General features: G+C 71.4%; 19 protein-coding genes. 13 read left to right on the forward strand and 6 right to left on the reverse strand.

Going from position 1 to position 18409, the window contains the following annotated elements:
* From E0F75_RS37490 to rpmB, 5 genes are all read right to left on the reverse strand, one after another.
* A partial coding sequence (locus E0F75_RS37490; protein ID WP_308189645.1) for a beta-ketoacyl synthase N-terminal-like domain-containing protein occupies positions 1 to 4082 on the reverse strand: 4082 nt, incomplete at its 3' end.
* Positions 4083 to 4488: 406 nt separating this feature from the next.
* Positions 4489 to 4863 (reverse strand): hypothetical protein, encoded by a 375-nt coding sequence (locus E0F75_RS37495; protein WP_374115505.1) that lies wholly within the window; start codon positions 4861 to 4863, stop codon positions 4489 to 4491.
* Positions 4864 to 4902: 39 nt separating this feature from the next.
* Complete coding sequence (locus E0F75_RS37500; RefSeq protein WP_229315463.1) at positions 4903 to 5484, reverse strand: RNA polymerase sigma factor; 582 nt, start codon at positions 5482 to 5484, stop codon at positions 4903 to 4905.
* A 313-nt stretch (positions 5485 to 5797) separates the two neighbouring features.
* Entirely contained in the window at positions 5798 to 6103 is a 306-nt protein-coding gene (gene rpsN, locus E0F75_RS37505) for a 30S ribosomal protein S14 (RefSeq protein WP_229315465.1), read from the reverse strand.
* Positions 6103 to 6339 (reverse strand): 50S ribosomal protein L28, encoded by a 237-nt coding sequence (gene rpmB, locus E0F75_RS37510; RefSeq protein ID WP_229315466.1) that lies wholly within the window; start codon positions 6337 to 6339, stop codon positions 6103 to 6105. Before rpmB ends, rpsN begins: the two co-directional genes overlap by 1 nt.
* Positions 6340 to 6417: 78 nt before the next feature.
* Between rpmB and rpmG the strand changes: the two genes are divergently transcribed.
* The 7 genes from rpmG (at position 6418) to E0F75_RS37545 (ending at position 12905) form a co-directional block, all read left to right on the forward strand.
* On the forward strand, positions 6418 to 6582 hold the full coding sequence (rpmG, locus tag E0F75_RS37515) for a 50S ribosomal protein L33 (protein ID WP_030320026.1): 165 nt from the start codon (positions 6418 to 6420) through the stop codon (positions 6580 to 6582).
* Positions 6583 to 6637: 55 nt separating this feature from the next.
* Positions 6638 to 6883: a type B 50S ribosomal protein L31 gene (locus E0F75_RS37520; protein ID WP_229315468.1), complete on the forward strand. Its 246-nt coding sequence runs from the start codon at positions 6638 to 6640 to the stop codon at positions 6881 to 6883.
* Entirely contained in the window at positions 6883 to 8034 is a 1152-nt protein-coding gene (locus tag E0F75_RS37525) for a GTP-binding protein (protein WP_229315470.1), read from the forward strand. Before E0F75_RS37520 ends, E0F75_RS37525 begins: the two co-directional genes overlap by 1 nt.
* Before the next feature lie 34 nt (positions 8035 to 8068).
* Complete coding sequence (gene rpsR, locus E0F75_RS37530) at positions 8069 to 8305, forward strand: 30S ribosomal protein S18 (RefSeq protein ID WP_229315472.1); 237 nt, start codon at positions 8069 to 8071, stop codon at positions 8303 to 8305.
* A 180-nt stretch (positions 8306 to 8485) separates the two neighbouring features.
* Positions 8486 to 10426, forward strand: a complete 1941-nt coding sequence (locus tag E0F75_RS37535; protein ID WP_229315474.1) for a choice-of-anchor A family protein — start codon at positions 8486 to 8488, stop codon at positions 10424 to 10426.
* 256 nt (positions 10427 to 10682) lie between these two features.
* Entirely contained in the window at positions 10683 to 11987 is a 1305-nt protein-coding gene (locus E0F75_RS37540; protein ID WP_229315476.1) for a hypothetical protein, read from the forward strand.
* Between the two features lie 27 nt (positions 11988 to 12014).
* A complete protein-coding gene (locus E0F75_RS37545) occupies positions 12015 to 12905 on the forward strand; it encodes a YhjD/YihY/BrkB family envelope integrity protein (protein WP_229315477.1) in 891 nt (296 codons plus the stop codon).
* A gap of 13 nt (positions 12906 to 12918) precedes the next feature.
* On the opposite strand, the gene E0F75_RS37550 is transcribed toward E0F75_RS37545, so the two are convergent.
* Positions 12919 to 13113: a LapA family protein gene (locus E0F75_RS37550; protein WP_229315478.1), complete on the reverse strand. Its 195-nt coding sequence runs from the start codon at positions 13111 to 13113 to the stop codon at positions 12919 to 12921.
* Positions 13114 to 13306: 193 nt separating this feature from the next.
* Here E0F75_RS37550 and E0F75_RS37555 point away from each other — a divergent pair, with 193 nt between their 5' ends.
* From E0F75_RS37555 to E0F75_RS37580, 6 genes are all read left to right on the forward strand, one after another.
* Entirely contained in the window at positions 13307 to 14131 is an 825-nt protein-coding gene (locus tag E0F75_RS37555; protein ID WP_229315480.1) for a glycoside hydrolase domain-containing protein, read from the forward strand.
* A gap of 78 nt (positions 14132 to 14209) precedes the next feature.
* Complete coding sequence (locus E0F75_RS37560) at positions 14210 to 15460, forward strand: alpha/beta fold hydrolase (protein ID WP_229315481.1); 1251 nt, start codon at positions 14210 to 14212, stop codon at positions 15458 to 15460.
* A gap of 9 nt (positions 15461 to 15469) precedes the next feature.
* Positions 15470 to 16105, forward strand: coding sequence for an MBL fold metallo-hydrolase (locus E0F75_RS37565; RefSeq protein WP_229315485.1), 636 nt, complete (start codon positions 15470 to 15472; stop codon positions 16103 to 16105).
* A 78-nt stretch (positions 16106 to 16183) separates the two neighbouring features.
* Positions 16184 to 16963, forward strand: a complete 780-nt coding sequence (locus tag E0F75_RS37570; protein ID WP_229315487.1) for an exodeoxyribonuclease III — start codon at positions 16184 to 16186, stop codon at positions 16961 to 16963.
* A gap of 82 nt (positions 16964 to 17045) precedes the next feature.
* Complete coding sequence (locus E0F75_RS37575; protein WP_229315491.1) at positions 17046 to 17489, forward strand: DUF6278 family protein; 444 nt, start codon at positions 17046 to 17048, stop codon at positions 17487 to 17489.
* Between the two features lie 160 nt (positions 17490 to 17649).
* Positions 17650 to 18396 carry an amino acid ABC transporter ATP-binding protein gene (locus E0F75_RS37580; RefSeq protein ID WP_229315492.1) on the forward strand — a complete coding sequence of 249 codons (747 nt, stop codon included), beginning with the start codon at positions 17650 to 17652 and terminating at the stop codon, positions 18394 to 18396.
* Positions 18397 to 18409: the final 13 nt, after the last annotated feature.

An 18409-nucleotide genomic window follows, 5' to 3' on the forward strand; every position in this document is an offset into this window, starting at 1 on the left:
GCCCGGATCACGCGTTCCTGTGCGGGGCCGCTGGGTGCGGTGAGTCCGTTGGACGCGCCGTCCTGGTTGACGGCCGTACCGGCGACCACGGCAAGGACCTCATGCCCCAGCCGACGGGCGTCGGACAGCCGCTCGACGACCAGGACACCGACGCCCTCGGCCCACGCCGTGCCGTCCGCGTCCGCGGAGAACGACTTGCAGCGGCCGTCGGTCGCGAGTCCGCGCTGACGCGAGAACTCGACGAAGATGCCGGGCGTCGACATGACCGTCACACCGCCCGCGAGGGCGAGCGAGCACTCGCCGGACCGCAGGGCCCGTACGGCCAGGTGCAGTGCGACGAGCGACGAGGAGCACGCCGTGTCGACCGTGAGCGCGGGGCCCTGCAGGCCCAGGGTGTAGGCCACCCGGCCCGAGGCCACGCTCGACGTCGTGCCCGTCAGACCGAACCCGGCGGCACCCGCACCCGCCTCACCGAGCCGCGGACCGTACTCCTGGGCCATGACACCGGCGAACACGCCCGCCTGGGTGCCGCGCAGCGAGTCCGGGGCGATGCCGGCCCGCTCCAGGGCCTCCCAGCACGTTTCGAGGAAGGCGCGCTGCTGCGGGTCCATCGCCAGCGCCTCACGCGGCGAGATCCCGAACAGCTCGGCGTCGAACTCCGCCGCGCCCTCCAGGAAGCCACCGTTGCGCACATACGTGGTGCCCACATGGGCGGGGTCGGGGTGGTAGAGACCGTCGAGGTCCCAGCCCCGGTCCGCCGGGAAGCCCGAGATGACGTCGCGCTGCTCGGCGACGACCCGCCACAGCGCCTCGGGGGAGTCCACCCCGCCCGGGAAACGGCAGCCCATGCCGACGATCACGATCGGATCGTCGTCCTGGTCGGCACGGTCCTCGGGAGCCGCCGCGTCATGCCGCCCGTCGGCCAGCACCGCGGCCAGGGCGGCGGGGCTGGGGTGGTCGTACACCACGGTCGTGGGGAGCTTGCGCCCGGTGGCGGAGACGAGCCGGTTGCGCAGCTCGACGACCATCACCGAGTCGATGCCCAGCTCCTTGAACGTCCGCCGAGGCTCGATCTCGGCGGCGGAGTCGTAGCGGAGCACGGCGGCGGTGTGCGCCCGCACCAGCTCAAGGGCGGCCGGGCCGGTCAGCGAGCGGGTCGGCTCGGCGTCCTGCGCGTCCTCGGTGTCCTCCAGGGCCCCGACGGAAGCCATCGGCGTCGGCGCGGTGCCGGCCGGCGGCAGCGCGCGGGCGGTGTCGGACGACCCGGCGATCCAGTGGCGGCGCCGCTGGAAGGCGTACGTCGGCAGCTCGGCGCGCGGGCCGCCGGAGGGCAGGACAGCGGACCAGTCCACGTCCGCGCCGTGGCAGAACGCCTCGCCGAACGCGAGCAGCAGCCGCTGCGGGCCGCCCTCGTCGCGGCGCAGGGTGCCCAGCGCGGCGACCGGCAGGTCCGCGGCCTCCGCAGTCTGCTGGACGGCGAGCGCGAGCACGGGGTGCGGACTCATCTCGATGAACAGCTCGTGCCCCGCGTCGAGCAGCGCGCGTACGGCGGGCTCGAACTGCACGGGTTCCCGCAGGTTGCGGTACCAGTAGTCGACGTCCAGCTCGGACCCGTCGAGCGCCGTGGCGGTCACGGTCGAGTGCAGCGGCACGCTTCCGGTGCGCGGTGCGATTCCGGCCAGCTCCGTCGGCAGGGTGTCGCGTACGGCGTCGACGTGCGGGCTGTGCGAGGCGTACGCGACCGGCACGCGCCGGGTACGGACGTCCTCGCCGTACCGGGCGGCCAGGGCGTCCAGGGCGGCCCCGTCACCGGCGACCACGGTCATGCCGGGCGAGTTGACGGCGGCCACGCTCAACCCCGGGTACACCGCGAGGTCTTCGCGCACCCGGTCGGCGGGCAGCGACACGGTGAGCATGCCGCCGCCGCGTCCGGCCAGCGCGCCGAGGGCGGCGCTTCGTACGGCGACCAGTCGGGCCGCGTCGTCCAGGGAGAGGGCGCCGCTGACGGTGGCGGCGGCGATCTCGCCCTGCGAGTGGCCGACGACCGCGGCCGGTTCGACACCCGCCGCGCGCCACAGCGCGGCAAGACCGACCATCACGGCCCACAGCGCGGGCTGCACGACGTCGTCACGATCGAGGGCGGGCGCGCCGGGGCGGCCGCGCAGCACATCCGTCAGCGACCAGTCGCGGTACGGGCGCAGGGCGCGCTCGCAGTCCTCGACGACCCGGGCGAAGACGGGGGCGCCGTCGAGGAGTTCGGCGGCCATGCCGGCCCACTGGGAGCCCTGGCCGGGGAAGACGAACACGGCCTCGCGAACGGCCTGGTGGCTGCTGCCCTGCACCGCGCCCCGGTCGACGCCGGCGTCGGCGACCGCGTCCAGGGCGGCCAGCAGCTCGTTCCGGTCGGCGCCGACGAGGACGGCCCGGTGGCTGAAGGTGGTCCGGTCGTGCGCGAGGGCCCGGGCGATCTCCGCGGCACCGAAATTCTGGTGCGCGGCGAGGAATTCGCGTAAACGGCCTGCCTGGGCGCGCAGCGCCTTGTCACCGCGCCCGGACAGGACCCAGGCGAGGGATTCGGAACCGTCCGAATCATCCCGCTGGTGCGGCTGGTGTGGCGTGGTCTCGGCGGCCGGAGCGGTCTCCTCCGGCCATGAGCCGAGCACCAGATGGCAGTTGGTTCCGCCCATTCCGACCGAGGTCACACCGGCGACGAGCGGCCCGTCTGGATTCGGCCACGGTCCGGTTTCGGTGGCGGCGGTGAGCCGGAGATCGGCGAAAGGAATCTGCGGATTCGGGGTCTCGTAGTTCAGGGTCGGGACGAGTTCCCGTTCGGCGAGGCAGAGAATCGTCTTGACAAGCCCTGCGATGCCCGACGCGCCTTCGAGGTGGCCGATATTCGTCTTGACGGATCCGAGCCTGAGGGGATTATCCGAAGAGCGGGACGAGGCGAAAACAGCGCCCAGAGCAGATGCTTCGATGGGGTCGCCGACCCGGGTGCCCGATCCGTGTATTTCTACGTACTGTGCTTGTTCCAGCGGTATTCGCGCGTTATCCCAGGCATCGCGTATGACGCGTTCCTGGGCTTTTCCATTCGGGGTGGGAAGGGTGTCGCTCGCGCCGTCGCTGCCGACGGCTCCACCGTGCAGCACGCAGTGGATGCGGTCCCCGTCGGCCAGGGCCCGGCTGAGGAGCTTCAGCGTCACCACGCCGCCGCCCTCGCCCCGGACATAGCCGTTCGCCCGGGCGTCGAGTGCGTAACATCGACCGTCGGGCGAGAGGCTGCCGAAGGCGGCCAGGGCGTGGGTGCTCTCCGGCGCGAGGTTGAGGTTGACGCCGCCGGCGAGTGCCACGACGGACTCGCCGCGGCGCAGGCTCTCGCAGGCCAGATGCACCGCGACCAGCGCGGATGACTGTGCGGTGTCGACCACCATGCTGGGGCCCCGGAGCCCGAGGGCGTACGAGACCCGGTTGGCGATGATGCCCCGGTGCAGCCCGGTCACGGTGTGCGCGGAGGTGGCGTCGGGTCCGGCCGCGTGCGTGACGGCCGTGTAGTCGTCGGCGATCGCGCCCATGAAGACGCCGGTGGCGGTGTCGGCGAGAGTGGCCGGGACGATGCCGGAGTCCTCGAGCGCCTCCCAGGCGAGTTCGAGGACGAGTCGCTGCTGCGGGTCCATCGCGGCGGCTTCACGCGGGGAAATGCCGAAGAATTCGGCATCGAAGGTGTCGACCCTGGGCAGGAAACCACCGGGACGCGGCGATCCGTCGGCCATGGAGGCAAGGTGTGCGCGATCTGCGGGCGGCTCGGCTATGGCGTCTCGGCCGGTCCTGAGGAGATCCCAGAATTCGGCGGGGTTCGCCCCGCCGGGAAAACGGCAGGAAAGTCCGACGACGGCGACCGTCCGGTCGTCGATCCCGCCCGGCACCAGCTGCGACGGTCCATCCTGGACCGTCGGTTCCCGCTTTTCCGCCGCACCGCCTGAAGGGCCTCGTACCGCGTCGTCTGATGGCGTTGCTGCCGCCTGAATTTGGGCATGGCGGATCATGATGTTCTTGCTCCCCCCGTGAAGCACGATCAACGGCATGGCCGACTCGGCGGCCCAGCCTGAGTCAATCTCAATTTGGACCCTAGCATCGAGTCGGCGCTCCGTAAACCAATGGCCAGGGCGCGGGAGTTGATCCAAGAATCAATATGCCGGTAATCGGGGGGACCGGCGTCGAGGACCTGTCTCGCGTAACCGCGCAGTTAACCATGCGGAAACAGCGCGTACTTGTGCAGCACGCGCTTTCTCGCCACGGAAGGCATATGCCGTCGGAGAGCGGCGGGCCCTCCGACAGCCCATGCCTTCCGGCCCGGCGGCCTCACCCAGGTCGGTCGACAAGGGCGAGAACCAGCCGGGCCGAAAGTCCGGAACCCTGGGGCCGAGACCACGGGGAAGCCGGCGGGGCGGGCGTGAAGTGCACGCGGTCCACGGTCTGGCCGTGGACCGGTCACCGGGAGGCGGCCGCGATGTTTCTTTCGGCCGCCGGCTCGCCCGCGGTCTTCGCCGCCGGGTCCGCCTTGGTGAGGGTGCAGACGCCGTCCACGCACTGGCGCTCCAGCCGACCGCGCGAGATCGTCTGCGCCAGGCCGACCATCCAGCAGGTGGGGCAGCCACGGAAGGCGATCAGCGCGAGCGGCGCCGCGAGCAGAGTGGCCGGACCGGCGACGGGCACCATGGCGATCGAGCCGATGATCAGCCCGAAACCGATGACACCGCGCGCCAGGTGACGCGGGACGGACTTGCTGGCGAAGTTCATGTCGTTCGCCGGGGCCTTCGTGGTGACCCGGATCTGGTCGCCCTGTGCGGGCTTCACGATGTTCACGGTCGTGACTCTCCTCCGACGGGGTGGTCGATGGCTCGATCAAGCCGCCTGGTCGGTGGCCTGTTCGGGTGCTTGGTCGATCGCTTCCAGTGACTGACGTACCGCCGCGCGGGCTCGGTGCAGCCGGGACTTCATCGCGGCGTTGCTCAGACCGAGGGAATGAGCGACGGTCCTGCCGGGCAGACCCTGGACGTCCCGCATGATCAGGACCTGCCGCTGGTCGCGGGGCAGTGCGCCGACCGCGGCCGCGATCCGCTCCACTTCCAGCCTGTGCAGCACCGCTTCTTCGGCGGACGGCTCCGCGGACGCCTCCGGCTCGGCCGGCGGCTCGTCGTTGCGATGGACGAGAAACCGCACCTGCCGGAGGCATTCGTTGCGCACGATCCGGAACATCCACGAGGCGAGCGCACCGGTGGCCCGCAGGGTGCCGATCTTCCGGTAGAGGATGATCAGCGCCTCCTGCGCGGCGTCCTCGGCGTCCTGAGGCGAGGCGCACAGCGACCTGGCGAACTTGCGCACATGAGGCTGCGATTCCATGACGACGGTGGTGAGCGACGTGACGTCGCCGTCCTGGGCAGCCTTGATCAGCCGCTCGTCCGGCCAGGAGAAACGTTGGTTCATGTGCTACTCATACCCGGCGGGCGCCCCGCGTGCAGGCACTCGTCAGCTTCGGCTCTTGTTGTAGCGCCGCATGAGGTGCCAGCTGCACGCGCCCACGAGCAGGACTCCGATGACTACGAGGGCCGTGACCATTGTGTTCCTCCTGTTGCTCCGCCGGCGCGTTCGGCCGGTACACACATAAGAGACGGCGACCCCCCAAGAGGATTCAGCTCCGGCCGAAGTTTTTTTGCCGTGCACCGCTCGGGGGCCGTCCAGGGGCGTCGTACCGGTCCACGGCGCATGCGTCGTGCCAGGTCGGAGCCTTGTGGCCGTACTACCAGGAGGACTTGGTCACGCCGGGGAGGAAGCCCGCGTGCGCCTGCTGCCGGGTGCGGACGCGGGAGAGTCCGAACCTGCGCAGGTAGCCGCGGGGCCTGCCGTCGACGCTGTCGCGGTTGCGGACCCGGGTGGGGCTGGCGTCGCGCGGCTGCCGGTCCAGTTCCTCCCGGGCGGCCAGGCGCTGCCCGGCGGTCGACGACGGGCGGCGGACGATCTCCTTCAGCTCGGCCCGCCTGGCGGCGTGCCGCGCGACGATCACCTTGCGCTTCTCGTTCCGCGCGATCTTGCTCTGCTTCGCCATCAGACCTTCCCCCCGCGCGCCCGGATCCGGGCCACGGCCGCCTCGATGCCGATCGAGTCCACCGTCCTGATCGCCCGGACGCTCAGGGTCAGCCGGACGTTGCGGCCCTCGCTGGGCAGCCGGTAGCGCTTGTGCTGGATGTTCGGGTCGAAGCGGCGCGGGGTGCGCCGGTGGGAGTGGGAGATCGCGTTGCCGAAGCCGGGCTCGGCGCCGGTCAGCTGGCAGTGGGCGGACATGGGTGTACCTGCCTCTCTCTGTGGCCGTCGTCGGCCATCACTTATTGGAAATGAAAACCGTTGCCATATACTAGCCTCATGGCACGCAACGAACTCCGCCCCGTCATCAAGCTGCGCTCCACCGCGGGCACCGGCTTCACGTACGTCACCCGCAAGAACCGGCGGAACGACCCCGACCGGCTGGTGCTGCGCAAGTACGACCCGACGGCCCGCCGCCACGTCGACTTCCGCGAAGAGCGCTGAGCACTCCCCGCCGCACAGAAGCCGCACAGAAGCCGCACAGAAGAAAGGTCCTGCCATGAAGCCCGGCATCCACCCCGCCTACGGCCCCGTCGTCTTCCGCGACACCGCCTCCGGCTCCGCGTTCCTCACGCGCTCCACCCTCACCAGTGAGAAGACGATCGAGTGGGAGGACGGGCAGACGTACCCGGTCGTCGACGTCGAGATCTCCTCCGTGAGCCACCCCTTCTACACGGGCACCGCCCGTGTGATGGACACCGCCGGACGCGTCGAGCGCTTCGAGCGCCGCTACGGGGCCCGCTGATGGCGCGGGATTCCCGGCTGCCCGTCGTGATCGTCGCCGGGATCCACTCGGACGCCCGCAAGGAGGTCGTCGACCGCCTCCTGCGGGCCGTTCCCGGCAGCGTCGCCCTCCATCACGACCTGACGGGCGCGCCGGACGGCACGGTGCGCCGCCTCGTCCGTGACGCGAGCGGACTGCTGTCCGAGGACGGGACGCCCCTCGTCAACGACTGCGCGTGCTGCGCGCTGCGCGAGGACCTCGTACCGGAGCTGGAGCGGCTGGCCGGCGCCGGCCTGACCCGGCTCGCCGTGGTCGAACTCTGGGACTCGGTCGAGCCGAAGACGATGGCCGAGGTCGTCGCCGCCCACGCCGGGGACGGCCTCACCCTCACCAACGTGATCACGGCGGTGGACCCGGCTCTCGTGCTGCCGTATCTCGGCAACGGCGACGACCTGGCCGAAGCCGGTCTGGCCGCCGCCCCCACCGACCGGCGAACCGTCGGCGACACCTTCGCCCGTCAGCTGGAGTACGCACCCGTCCTCGCCCTCGTCGACAGGGAGGAGGCCGACGGCGAGGACCGTGCGCTGCTCGCCCAGTTGCACCCCACCGCCCGCCGGGTGGCGGCCGACTCGGGCGATCTGGCCGAGGCCGCCTTCGCCGGCTTCGACGTCGAGGCCGCCGCGGCGGCGCAGCATCCCGCGTGCGCGCTGCTGCCTCAGGACGCGGACGACGCCGGTGTCACGACACTCGTCTGGCACCGCCGACGGCCCTTCCATCCCGAGCGTCTGTACGCGGCGCTGGAGGACCTGTGCTGCGCCGCCGCGCGCAGTCGCGGCCGGTTCTGGCTGGCCGACCGCCCCGACACCCTGCTGGCCTGGGACGCCGCGGGCGGTGCGCTGTGCGTCGAGAGCGCCAGCCCGTGGCTCGCCTCCCTGCCGGACGCCGCCTGGGAGTCGGTCCCACCGATGCGCCGGGCCGCCGCCGCCCTGGACTGGCACCCCGAGCACGGCGACTGCTGCCAGCACCTCGTCTTCACCTCGCCGGGGCTCGACCGCGACGGGCTGGAACGGCTGCTCGAGTCCTGCCTGCTCACGGACGAGGAGTACGCGTCCGGGCCGGACGGCTGGAGGCACCTGCCCGCCGCCTTCGACTCCCTTCTCGACGCCGCCTGACCCACGCACCACTCGACCCGGAAGGAAAACCCTCATGGCCCGCCGTCAGGAACCCCGCCAGCCTCTGAAGTCCCGCCCCAACCCGCTCGACGCCGCCAAGATCACGTACATCGACTACAAGGACACCGACCTGCTGCGGACGTTCGTGTCGGACCGCGGCAAGATCCGCAGCCGCCGCGTCACCCGGGTCACCGCCCAGCAGCAGCGGCGGCTCGCCGCCGCCGTCAAGAACGCCCGGGAGATGGCACTGCTGCCGTACGCCGGCCGGTGAGATCCGGGCGGGGAGGCCGCCCGCCGACCCGGCTCGGGGAGCACCCGTGGTCATGCTTCGTCATCCCTCTGCTCCATTCGGCAGGCGTCGTTCATGCCCAGCAGTGAGTGCCCTCCCCGACCGGATCAACCCCGGAGGCCGTGCGTGGTGCTCCGACCAGGGGGAACGGACACTCGCGGCATGAAATCCGATACTCAACGGCGCCCGGCGCGCCCTCGGAGGCGTACCGGCGCCGTCGGGCTCGCGTACGCCGTGTCCCTCGTCGCGGTCCCCGCGCTCATGCTCGGCCCGAGCGCGTCCGTCGCGCTCGCGGCCCCGCTTCCCGGGGGACTCGGTCCCTGTGTCCCCGGGGACTGTCCCGACGAGTTCCCCGAGATCGACAACGGCGACATCGCCGGACGCGACGACGCGATCAACATCTTCGTCGGGAACGACTTCCTCGTCCGGGGCCGGGCGGCCGAGGCCGAGGGGCGGGTCGTGGTCCTGGACGACTTCGACCAGAACAAGGACGCGGCCGCCGGCGGCACGTACAACCTCGGCATCGTCGGCGTGGGATCCCGGGTCCCTCCGCCCGACGGGTCGGACTTCCTCACCACCGGCGGAGGTGTCACCATCGCGGCGGGCCAGACCCTCGACACGAAGGGCGGCCTGGTGGCGGAGCAAGGGATCGTCCGTCACGCGGGCCCGGTCTCGGGAACGGTGACCGGCACCCTCGTCGAGGACGCGAACGCCGTCGTGCCGTACGCCGGACTGCGTGACCGGCTCACCGCGGCCAGCCGCTGCTACGCCCGGGTCGACGGCCAACCGAGGACGCCCACCGGTACGGCGGTGAACCAGGGCGGCCAGACGCTCTTCACCGGTGACGGGACCTCGCAACTCCAGGTGTTCAACGTCGGCTTCGACCTGGAGGGGCCGAACGGTCAGCAGGGGATCGTCTTCGCGAACATCCCCGACACCGCGACGGTCCTCGTCAACGTCCTGGGCGACCAGGGCAAGATCACCACTTACAGCGGCGGCATCGACGACGACACCGACCCGCTCAACTCCTACCGCGAACGCCTGCTGTGGAACTTCCCCGACGCCACCACGGTGGACCTCGCCGGCACCGGACAGTTCCAGGGCAGCTTCCTCATCGGCAACCAGACGTCGAGCACGACCGTCACCCTGCCCGGCATCAACGGCCGTTTCTTCACCACGGGTTCCCTCACCCACACCAGCGCGGCATCGGGCGGCGGCGGGCAGGAGTTCCACGCCTACCCCTTCAACGGCGACCTTCCGGACTGCGACGGGACCAACACGGTCACCGGCGAGGTGCGGGTCCTGAAGACGGACGCGGCGTCCGGTGCGGCGCTCTCGGGTGCGACCTTCCGGCTGTGGGAGGAGACGAACGGCGTGTCGGGTCTGCAGACGAGCGGAACGAACCCGGACACCGCGCTCGGCGGGCTCTGCACGACGGGTGCGGACGGTCTGTGCGAGCGGACGGTGGAGACGGGGACGTACTACTGGCAGGAGACGGATGCTCCCGACGGGTACGACCTGCCGTCGCCGGCCGTGTTCGGACCGCTGGTGCTGACCGAGGCGAACGCCGACGCGGGCGTGTCCGTCACGGCGACCAACAGCCGCACACCGGTCACGCCCGGCACCGGCTCGGTCTGGCTGCTCAAGGCCGACGCGGACAGCGGCCTGCCGCTGAGGGGCGCGACGTTCGAGCTGTGGGAGGAGAGCAACGGGCAAAGCGGCCTGCAGACGGGCGGCACCGACCCCGACACCCGCGTCGGGACACCGTGCACCACCAATGTGGTGGGGCTCTGCTCCTTCGGCGAGCTGGAGAACGGCTCCTACTACCTGAGGGAGACGGCCGTCCCGGACGGCTACGTCCTGCCCACCGACCCGGTCACGGGCCCCTACGTCATCGACGACGAGCAGAAGGCCGTGGTGGCCCGACTGGACAACAGCCGAGCCGACGACCACTGCGAGGACGGGGGCTACGGCGACCCGGGATACGGCGACGAGGGATACGGAGATGAGGGGTACGGCGACCAGGGGTACGGCGACCAGGGGTACGGCGACTCGGGCTACGGCTCGTGCCTCCGCGGCAAGAGCCGCACCGGCGTCGCCTGATCGCTGCGGATGAACGCCGACGACAGCCTATGACGCTGATCGCCACTGGTCACCACTGATCACCGACCGAGCATCGACGAGGCGCGCCCACCGTCCCGAGTGACGGTGGGCGCGCCTCGGTACGTGGGCGGCGGGCAGGACTCATGAGCAGCCGGGCAGTCGCGCACGTGATCGTGCCCTCACCCGTTCGTCCCGCCCTGCCTGGCCCGAACCATGCGCGGGGGATTGGCTGGGCGCACACCGTGAGGAGGCACCCGTGCCGGACGACGAGAATCAGAACGAACTGGCCGCGTTGCGTGCGCGGGTCGCCGCGCTGGAGGGGGAGGCGGCCGCCCGGCCGGCTCGTCGCCATCGCGGCCGCTCGTTCCTGGCCGCCGTGCTCATCATCATCGGATGCCTCCTCGTTCCGTTGGGCATCGTCGCCGCGTGGACCTCCGACATCGTCGGAGACACCGACCGGTACGTCTCCACGGTCGCCCCGCTCGCCTCCGACGAGGACGTGCAGGCGGCGGTCGCCAACCGGGTCACCGGTGCGGTGATGGAGCACATCGACCTGGAGTCCCTCCTGGAGGGGGTCGCCCCCGAGCAGCGTCCGCTGCTCGCCAAGGCGCTGGGGAAGCTCGGCGGCTCGTTGGAGAGCGCGGTCAGCAGCTTCGTCCACGACAAGGCGCAGGACGTCGTCGCGTCGGACGCCTTCGAGACCGTCTGGACCGACGCCAACCGGGCCGTCCACACCTCCGTCGTCCGCGCCCTGACGGGCAGCGGCGACGGAGCCGTACAGATCAACAACGACACCGTGACCGTCGATCTCGCACCCGTGATCGAGCGGGTCAAGGAGCGGCTCGTCGACGCGGGACTCACCGTGGCCGGCAAGATCCCGGAGATCCACACCGATTTCACGGTCGTCAAGTCCGATGACATCGGCAAGGTCAAGACCGGGTTCCGCCTGCTTCAGGTGATGGGGCTGTGGCTGCCTGTGCTCGCGGTGCTGCTGGTGGTCGCGGGAGTCCTGCTGTCCACCCATCGCCGTCGCACCGTGATCGCCTCGGCGATTGGTGTCGCCGTCGCGGCCCTGATCCTCGGCATCGCTCTGACCGTGTTCCGTACGGTCTACCTCAACGCCCTGCCCGACACCGTCTCCCAGCCCGCCGCCGGGTCCGTCTACGACGCGCTGATCCACTTCCTGCGCACCACGGTCCGCATGGTGGTGACCCTCGGCCTGGTGGTCGCCCTGGCCGCCTGGCTCACCGGCCCCAGCCGCCCCGCCGTCGTCACCCGCCGCATGTGGAACTCCGGCATCGACGCGACCCGTACCGCGGCGGACCGGGCCGGCCTGCGGACGGGCCCGGTCGGCCCCTTCGTCCGCCGCTACCGCACGTGGATCACCTGGATCCTGGTGGCCCTGGCGGTCCTCGTGTACGTCCTGTGGGACCACCCCACCGCCTGGGTGGTCGTCGGTCTCGCGCTGGCCCTGCTGTTCGCCTTCGCGGTGGTCAGGTTCCTCGGGGCGGAGCCCGCGGAGCCCGCCGAGGACGGCGAGAAGACGTCCGTCCGGGCGTAGGGCGGGCGGATGCCCGAAGGAGGCCGGATGGCGCGCTGGGCGGCCCGAGGGCGGCATCTGCGCGCCAGGGCCGAGGAGCGGCTGCCCGTCCTGACCGAGATCGCGAGCCGGCTGCTGGGCGGCAACCTGCTGGACGCGGGGACCCGGCTCGCGGCTCAGGCCTTCCTGGCCGCCGTACCGCTGCTGTTCGCCGTCGCGGCGTTCGCCCCGGCCTCCGTCCGTGACCAGCTGCGGGAATCCCTGCGTGCCATGTTCGGGCTGACCGGGCGCTCCGACGTCGAGCTGGAGCAGGTCCTGGGCGATTCCGCCGACGACGAGCTGCGGGAGACGACCGGTGCGGTCGGTCTGGTCATCGCGCTGGCCTCCGCCACCAGCTTCAGCCGGGCCATGGCGAGGGTCTGCGAGCGGGCCTGGGCCCTGCCCAAGGCCAAGACGCGGGTCGCGGCCTGGCGGTGGGTGGTGTGGCTGCTCGCGCTGCTCCTGGTGGTCCTCGTGCAGGGGCCGCTGCGGGACGGCTTCGGCGCGGGCCTCTGGCTCGGGGTGCCGGTCTTCTTCCTCGTGAGCGTGGGCATCTGGATGTGGACACAGCACCTGCTGCTGGCGAAGCGGGTTCCGTGGCTGCCGCTGCTCCCCGGCGCGGTCCTGGCGGCCGGGGCGACGAGCGCCCTGGCCCTGACGGCCCGGCTGTACATGCCTACCGCGCTCAACAAGGCGCTGGCGGAGTACGGCTCCCTCGGCCTCGTCCTCACGATGCTGTCCTGGCTGATCGTCGTGTGCGCGGGGATCACGTTCGCGTTCACCATCGGGGCGGTACTGGCCCAGGAACCGCCCCTGAGTCACCACCTCGGGCCGAGGACCGTCGCACCGGGTGGGGCGGTGGACGGGAAGGCGACCCCCTCGTCGGAGCCGGATCTGTGACGCTGTGCGCGGCTCACCGCTGTGCGCGGCGCCGGGCGATGAACAGGCCGAGGACGATGCCCACGAGAAGCGTGACGGTGAGGACGATCCACAGCGGAAGGGTGACCGTCGGGATCCAGAGCCGGACGGTGATCGAACCGGTGTTCGCGGCGATGAACCAGATGGCCAGGGCGGCGAGAATCACGAAACCGATGGTGCGCACGCGCATGTCCCGCCCCTTGACCGTCAAGGTCGAGGGTCCGTGCGGCTTGTTTGCGGTGTTCTGGCGCATAAATCCCATTATCGACCGATCGGGTCGTCCGGTCGATCGGACCAGGTGTGTGACCTGCTCGGCCCCCACGGAGCGGGTTATAGGGTGAACCGCTCCAGGGGTCGGAGCCAGAAGTCGGGTGGGGTGGGGAATGCACCGGTTGTCCAGAAGAGGCCGCTACATCGCGTGGGCGGCGACGGGCGCCGTCGTCGTGGCGGGTGCCGGCGTCGCGGCGCAGACCTCGATGGCGGCCCCGGCATGGCCGGCGCAGAAGACCTACACGGGCCGGGCGTTCGACGCCTGTACGGCGCCCTCGCTCACCGCGATGAAGGCGTGGAAGAAGGACGCGTACTACGGCGGCGTCGCGGTCTACATCGGCGGCAGGAACCGTGGCTGTGCCCAGCCCAACCTGACGAGGTCCTGGGTGAAGTCGACGGACACGCTCGGCTGGCGCGTCATCCCGCTCTACGTCGGGGCCCAGCCGCCCTGCCAGAAGAGCAGGAACAAGGAGAGGTTCACCGCGGCCACGGCCGTCTCGGTCGGGGCGAGCAACGCCAACGACGCCATCGCCAAGGCATCGGCGCTCGGCATGAAGGCCGGAAGCCCGATCTACCTCAACATGGAGTCGTACGACATCGCCGACAAGGCGTGCAACGACGCCACCCTGGCCTACGTGCGCTCCTTCACCAAGACCCTGCGCGCCAAGACCTACCGCGCGGGCCTGTACGGCTTCAGCAGCTCCGGCGCCAAGGCGATCGCCACCGCCAAGAACCGCACGGACCTGCCGGGAAACCTCTGGTACGCCCTGTGGAACGGCCAGGAGACCACCACCAGGGACTGGCCCTGGGACCCGAAGCTGTACACCGACCACAGCCGCGGCCACCAGTACAAGGCCAACAGCAGGGAGACCCGCGGCGGCCACACCATCACCGTCGACCGCAACGCCTGGGACGCCCCGGTCGCCATCATCGGCTGACCCGGTCGGACCGGTACAGCCGTGACAGCCGTGCCCCCGGTCAAAGGGGCAGTCGTGAGAGATGAGAGGGTCTAGCGGGTGAGCGAGACATCACCGAAAACCCTGCAATACCGCGTCGACGGGCAAGAAGAGGCCCCCGTCCTCGTCCTGGGCCCCTCGCTGGGCACCACATGGCACATGTGGGACCGGCAGATACCGGAGCTCACCCGGGACTGGCGGGTCGTCCGATTCGACCTTCCCGGGCACGGCGGGGCCCCCGCCGAACCCCTCACCTCGGTCGCCGAGCTCGGCGACCGGCTCCTCGCCACCCTCGACTCGATCGGCGTCCAGCGCTTCGGGTACGCGGGTTGCTCCCTCGGCGGCGCCGTCGGCCTCGATCTGGCCCTGCGTGCGCCCCACCGGGTCGCCTCCCTCGCCCTGGTCGCCACCTCGCCCCGGTTCGGCAGCGCCGACGAGTTCCGCCAGCGCGGTGTCATCGTCCGCGCCAACGGTCTGGAGCCGATGGCCCGCACCGCGCCCGAGCAGTGGTTCACCTCGGTGTTCTCCGGCGCGCAGCCCGCGATCGTGGACTGGGCCGTGCAGATGGTCCGGACGACCGACCCCGCCTGCTACATCGCCGCCTGCGAGGCCCTCGCCGTCTTCGACGTGCGTGAGGCCCTCGACCGGATCGCCATCCCGGCCCTCGTCCTCGTGGGCTCGGAGGACCAGGTCACCGGCCCCGCCGAGGCCCGCACCCTGGTGGCGGGGATCGCCGACGCCCGGCTCGCCGTCGTCCCCGGTGCCTCGCACCTGGCCCCCGTCGAGCAGCCCGCGGCCGTCACCGACCTGCTCATCGAGCACTTCGCCGGTACGGCTCCGGACACCAGCGGCATCCTGACCGTGCCGCCGCTGCCCGCGGCCCCGGCGCCCCCGGCCGAGCCGGTCCCGGACGCCGAGCCCGCCGAGGCCGGCCGCCCCGACCCGTACGAGAAGGGGCTCGGGCTGCGGCGCGAGGTCCTCGGCGACGCCCATGTGGACCAGGCCCTCTCCGGCGACGCCGACGGAGCCTTCCAGGACCTCGTCACCCGGTACGCCTGGGGCGAGGTCTGGAGCCGGGACGGTCTCGACCGGCGCACCCGGAGCGTCGTCACCCTCACGGCCCTCATCGCCGGAGGCCACCGGGAGGCCCTCGCCGACCACACCCGCGCGGCCCTCCGCAACGGGCTGTCCGCCGAGGAGCTCCGCGAAATCGTCCTCCACGCGGGCGTGTACTGCGGCTTTCCCGCCGCCGAGACCGCGCTGCGCGTGATCGCCCGGGTCGTCGAGGAGGAGACGACGCCCCCGGCGTAGCCTGGCCCCGTGAAGCTGACGAAGAAGTCCCACGCGTGCGTGCGGCTGGAGAAGGACGGGCGGACGCTCGTCCTCGACCCCGGCATGTTCACCGAGGAGGACGCGGTCCTCGGGGCCGACGCCCTGCTCGTGACGCACGAGCACCCCGACCACTTCGACGAGGGTCGCCTGCGGGCCGCGCTGGAGGCCGACCCGGCCGCCGAGATCTGGACGCTGCGCAGCGTCGCCGACCAGCTCTCGGCGGCCTTCCCGGGCCGCGTGCACACCGTCGGGCACGGCGACACGTTCACCGCCGCCGGGTTCGACGTCCAGGTGCACGGCGAGCTGCACGCCGTGATCCACCCCGACATCCCGCGCGTCACCAACGTCGGCTACCTCGTCGACGGCGGCGCCGTCTTCCACCCCGGCGACGCGCTCACCGTGCCCGACCACCCCGTGGACACGCTGCTGCTCCCCGTCATGGCCCCGTGGAACAAGATCTCCGAGGTCATCGACTACGTGCGCGAGGTCGAGCCGCGCCGCGCGTACGACATCCACGACGCCCTGCTCACGGACCTCGCCCGGCCCATCTACGACCGCCAGATCGGCGCGCTCGGCGGCACCGACCACCAGCGGCTCGCCCCCGGCGCCTCCGCCGAGCTCTGAGCCGGTCCGCCGGGCATCCGAGGCCGCTCCAGCCCGGCACGGCGTCGATTGTCGGACCCCGCACGTAGGCTTGCGCCCATGCGCATCGCCACCTGGAACGTCAATTCGATCACCGCCCGGCTGCCCCGACTCCTGGCCTGGCTGGAGAGCAGCGGCACGGACGTGCTGTGCATCCAGGAGACCAAGTGCACCGCCGAGCAGTTCCCCACCGAGGAGCTGCGCGCCCTCGGCTACGAGTCCGTGGTCAACGCCACGGGCCGGTGGAACGGCGTGGCCCTGGTCTCCCGAGTCGGCCTCGCGGACGTGGTCACGGGCCTGCCCGGCGGCCCGGACTACGACGGGGCCGAGGAGCCCCGGGCGATCTCCGCGACCTGCGGACCGGTCCGCGTCTGGTCGGTGTACGTGCCGAACGGCCGGGAGGTCGAGCACGAGCACTACGCCTACAAGCTGCGCTGGCTGGAGGCCCTGAAGGCGGCCGTCGCGGAGGACGCGGCGGGGGACCGGCCCTTCGCGGTCCTCGGCGACTACAACATCGCGCCGACCGACGACGACGTCTGGGACCGGGCGGCCTTCGAGGGCCTGACGCACGTGACGGAGCCCGAGCGGGCCGCGCTCGCCGGCCTCCGTGAGACCGGTCTGTCCGACGTGGTCCCGCGCCCCCTCAAGTACGACCACCCCTTCACGTACTGGGACTACCGCCAGCTCTGCTTCCCGAAGAACCGGGGCATGCGCATCGACCTGGTCTACGGCAACAAGCCCTTCGCCGAGGCCGTCACGGACAGCTACGTGGACCGCGAGGAGCGCAAGGGCAAGGGCGCCTCGGACCACGCGCCCGTCGTGGTCGACCTCGACGTGTAGCGGATGCGGCCCCCACCCGGCGGCGGAACGATCTCCGCGCGCCGGGTGGTCGACCGGGAGGTGACGGTGCGAGGCTGTTCGGATGAACATTCCATTCCTGGACAACTGGCGCAAGCGGCACGCACCCGAGGCGGCCGACTCCCCGTTGGCCTCGGCCTTCGACCGTGACCCCGACGGTGTGGCCGATCTGCTCGCCGAGTGCGAGCTGCTGCGCTCCCGTGTCGCGCAGTCCGGGGTGGCACTCGACGACACCCCGCGTTCCCTCCAGGAGCTCGACCAGCTGCCGCCCCGCTGGCGCGACGACCCGGAGGAGCTGCCCTGGATCGGGAACGACGCCGGGCTCTACCTCGGCACCGTGATCGTGCGGAACGTACCGGGCGCGCGCTGGCAGGTCTGGCCCGGCGGCGGCCTGGTGGTGCGGCTCTCCTCCGGCCGGGAGATCGCGGTCGTCGAGGCCGGTCTCGACTGGGCGGTGACGGGCTCGCCGGAGCTCTCCCAGATGTACGCCGAGGCCGCCGAGTACTGAGTCCGCCGCCCCGCTCGGGCCGGTCCCGCAGCCCGCTCCCGCCACCCTTTTGCAGTAAATACGGCTTATTGCGGTTTCATGCGTGTCGGGCGTGAAGTCCCTTTTCTGGTGGATAGTTTGCGCTGACTCGACACCGCTGAGAAATGGGGCAGGGCAGCGTATGGCCGTCGTCGATCCGCTGATCGAACTGCGTGGCGTCAACAAGCACTACGGCACGTTGCACGTCCTCCAGTCCATCGATCTCACCGTCGGCCGGGGGGAGGTGGTCGTCGTCATCGGCCCGTCCGGATCGGGCAAGTCCACCCTCTGCCGGGCGATGAACCGACTGGAGAGCGTGGAGTCGGGCGAGATCGTCATCGACGGACAGCCCCTCCCCGAGGAGGGCAAGGCGCTCGCCCGGCTGCGTGCCGAGGTCGGCATGGTCTTCCAGTCGTTCAACCTCTTCGCGCACAAGACCGTCCTCGCCAACGTCTCCCTCGCGCAGATCAAGGTCCGCAAGCGCAAGAAGGAGGAGGCGGACCGGCGTTCGCGCGAACTCCTCGACCGGGTCGGACTCGCCGCGCACGCCGACAAGTACCCCGCCCAGCTCTCCGGCGGCCAGCAGCAGCGCGTGGCCATCGCCCGCGCCCTCGCCATGGACCCCAAGGCGCTCCTCTTCGACGAGCCGACCTCGGCCCTCGACCCCGAGATGATCAACGAGGTCCTGGAGGTCATGCAGCAACTCGCCCACGAGGGAATGACGATGGTGGTCGTCACCCACGAGATGGGCTTCGCCCGCTCCGCCGCCAACCGGGTCGTCTTCATGGCCGACGGGAAGATCGTCGAGGACCGTGCTCCGGAGGACTTCTTCACCGCCCCGCGCAGCGAGCGCGCCAAGGACTTCCTCTCCAAGATCCTCAAGCACTGAGCGGGGTGGGAAC

The sequence above is a fragment of the Streptomyces sp. CB02980 genome (genome assembly GCF_014451325.2).
In the GTDB taxonomy this organism is placed as follows: domain Bacteria; phylum Actinomycetota; class Actinomycetes; order Streptomycetales; family Streptomycetaceae; genus Streptomyces.

Excerpts from the sequence above, each read along its gene's own strand:
- E0F75_RS37520 (WP_229315468.1), top strand. The coding sequence starts at position 6,638 with ATGAAGCCCGGCATCCACCCCGCCTACGGCCCCGTCGTCTTCCGCGAC.
- rpmB (WP_229315466.1), bottom strand. The coding sequence starts at position 6,339 with ATGTCCGCCCACTGCCAGCTGACCGGCGCCGAGCCCGGCTTCGGCAAC.
- E0F75_RS37580 (WP_229315492.1), top strand. The coding sequence starts at position 17,650 with ATGGCCGTCGTCGATCCGCTGATCGAACTGCGTGGCGTCAACAAGCAC.
- rpsR (WP_229315472.1), top strand. The coding sequence starts at position 8,069 with ATGGCCCGCCGTCAGGAACCCCGCCAGCCTCTGAAGTCCCGCCCCAAC.
- E0F75_RS37500 (WP_229315463.1), bottom strand. The coding sequence starts at position 5,484 with ATGAACCAACGTTTCTCCTGGCCGGACGAGCGGCTGATCAAGGCTGCC.
- E0F75_RS37555 (WP_229315480.1), top strand. The coding sequence starts at position 13,307 with ATGCACCGGTTGTCCAGAAGAGGCCGCTACATCGCGTGGGCGGCGACG.
- E0F75_RS37525 (WP_229315470.1), top strand. The coding sequence starts at position 6,883 with ATGGCGCGGGATTCCCGGCTGCCCGTCGTGATCGTCGCCGGGATCCAC.
- rpsN (WP_229315465.1), bottom strand. The coding sequence starts at position 6,103 with ATGGCGAAGCAGAGCAAGATCGCGCGGAACGAGAAGCGCAAGGTGATC.
- E0F75_RS37545 (WP_229315477.1), top strand. The coding sequence starts at position 12,015 with ATGGCGCGCTGGGCGGCCCGAGGGCGGCATCTGCGCGCCAGGGCCGAG.
- E0F75_RS37575 (WP_229315491.1), top strand. The coding sequence starts at position 17,046 with ATGAACATTCCATTCCTGGACAACTGGCGCAAGCGGCACGCACCCGAG.
- rpmG (WP_030320026.1), top strand. The coding sequence starts at position 6,418 with ATGGCACGCAACGAACTCCGCCCCGTCATCAAGCTGCGCTCCACCGCG.
- E0F75_RS37535 (WP_229315474.1), top strand. The coding sequence starts at position 8,486 with ATGAAATCCGATACTCAACGGCGCCCGGCGCGCCCTCGGAGGCGTACC.
- E0F75_RS37570 (WP_229315487.1), top strand. The coding sequence starts at position 16,184 with ATGCGCATCGCCACCTGGAACGTCAATTCGATCACCGCCCGGCTGCCC.
- E0F75_RS37550 (WP_229315478.1), bottom strand. The coding sequence starts at position 13,113 with ATGCGCGTGCGCACCATCGGTTTCGTGATTCTCGCCGCCCTGGCCATC.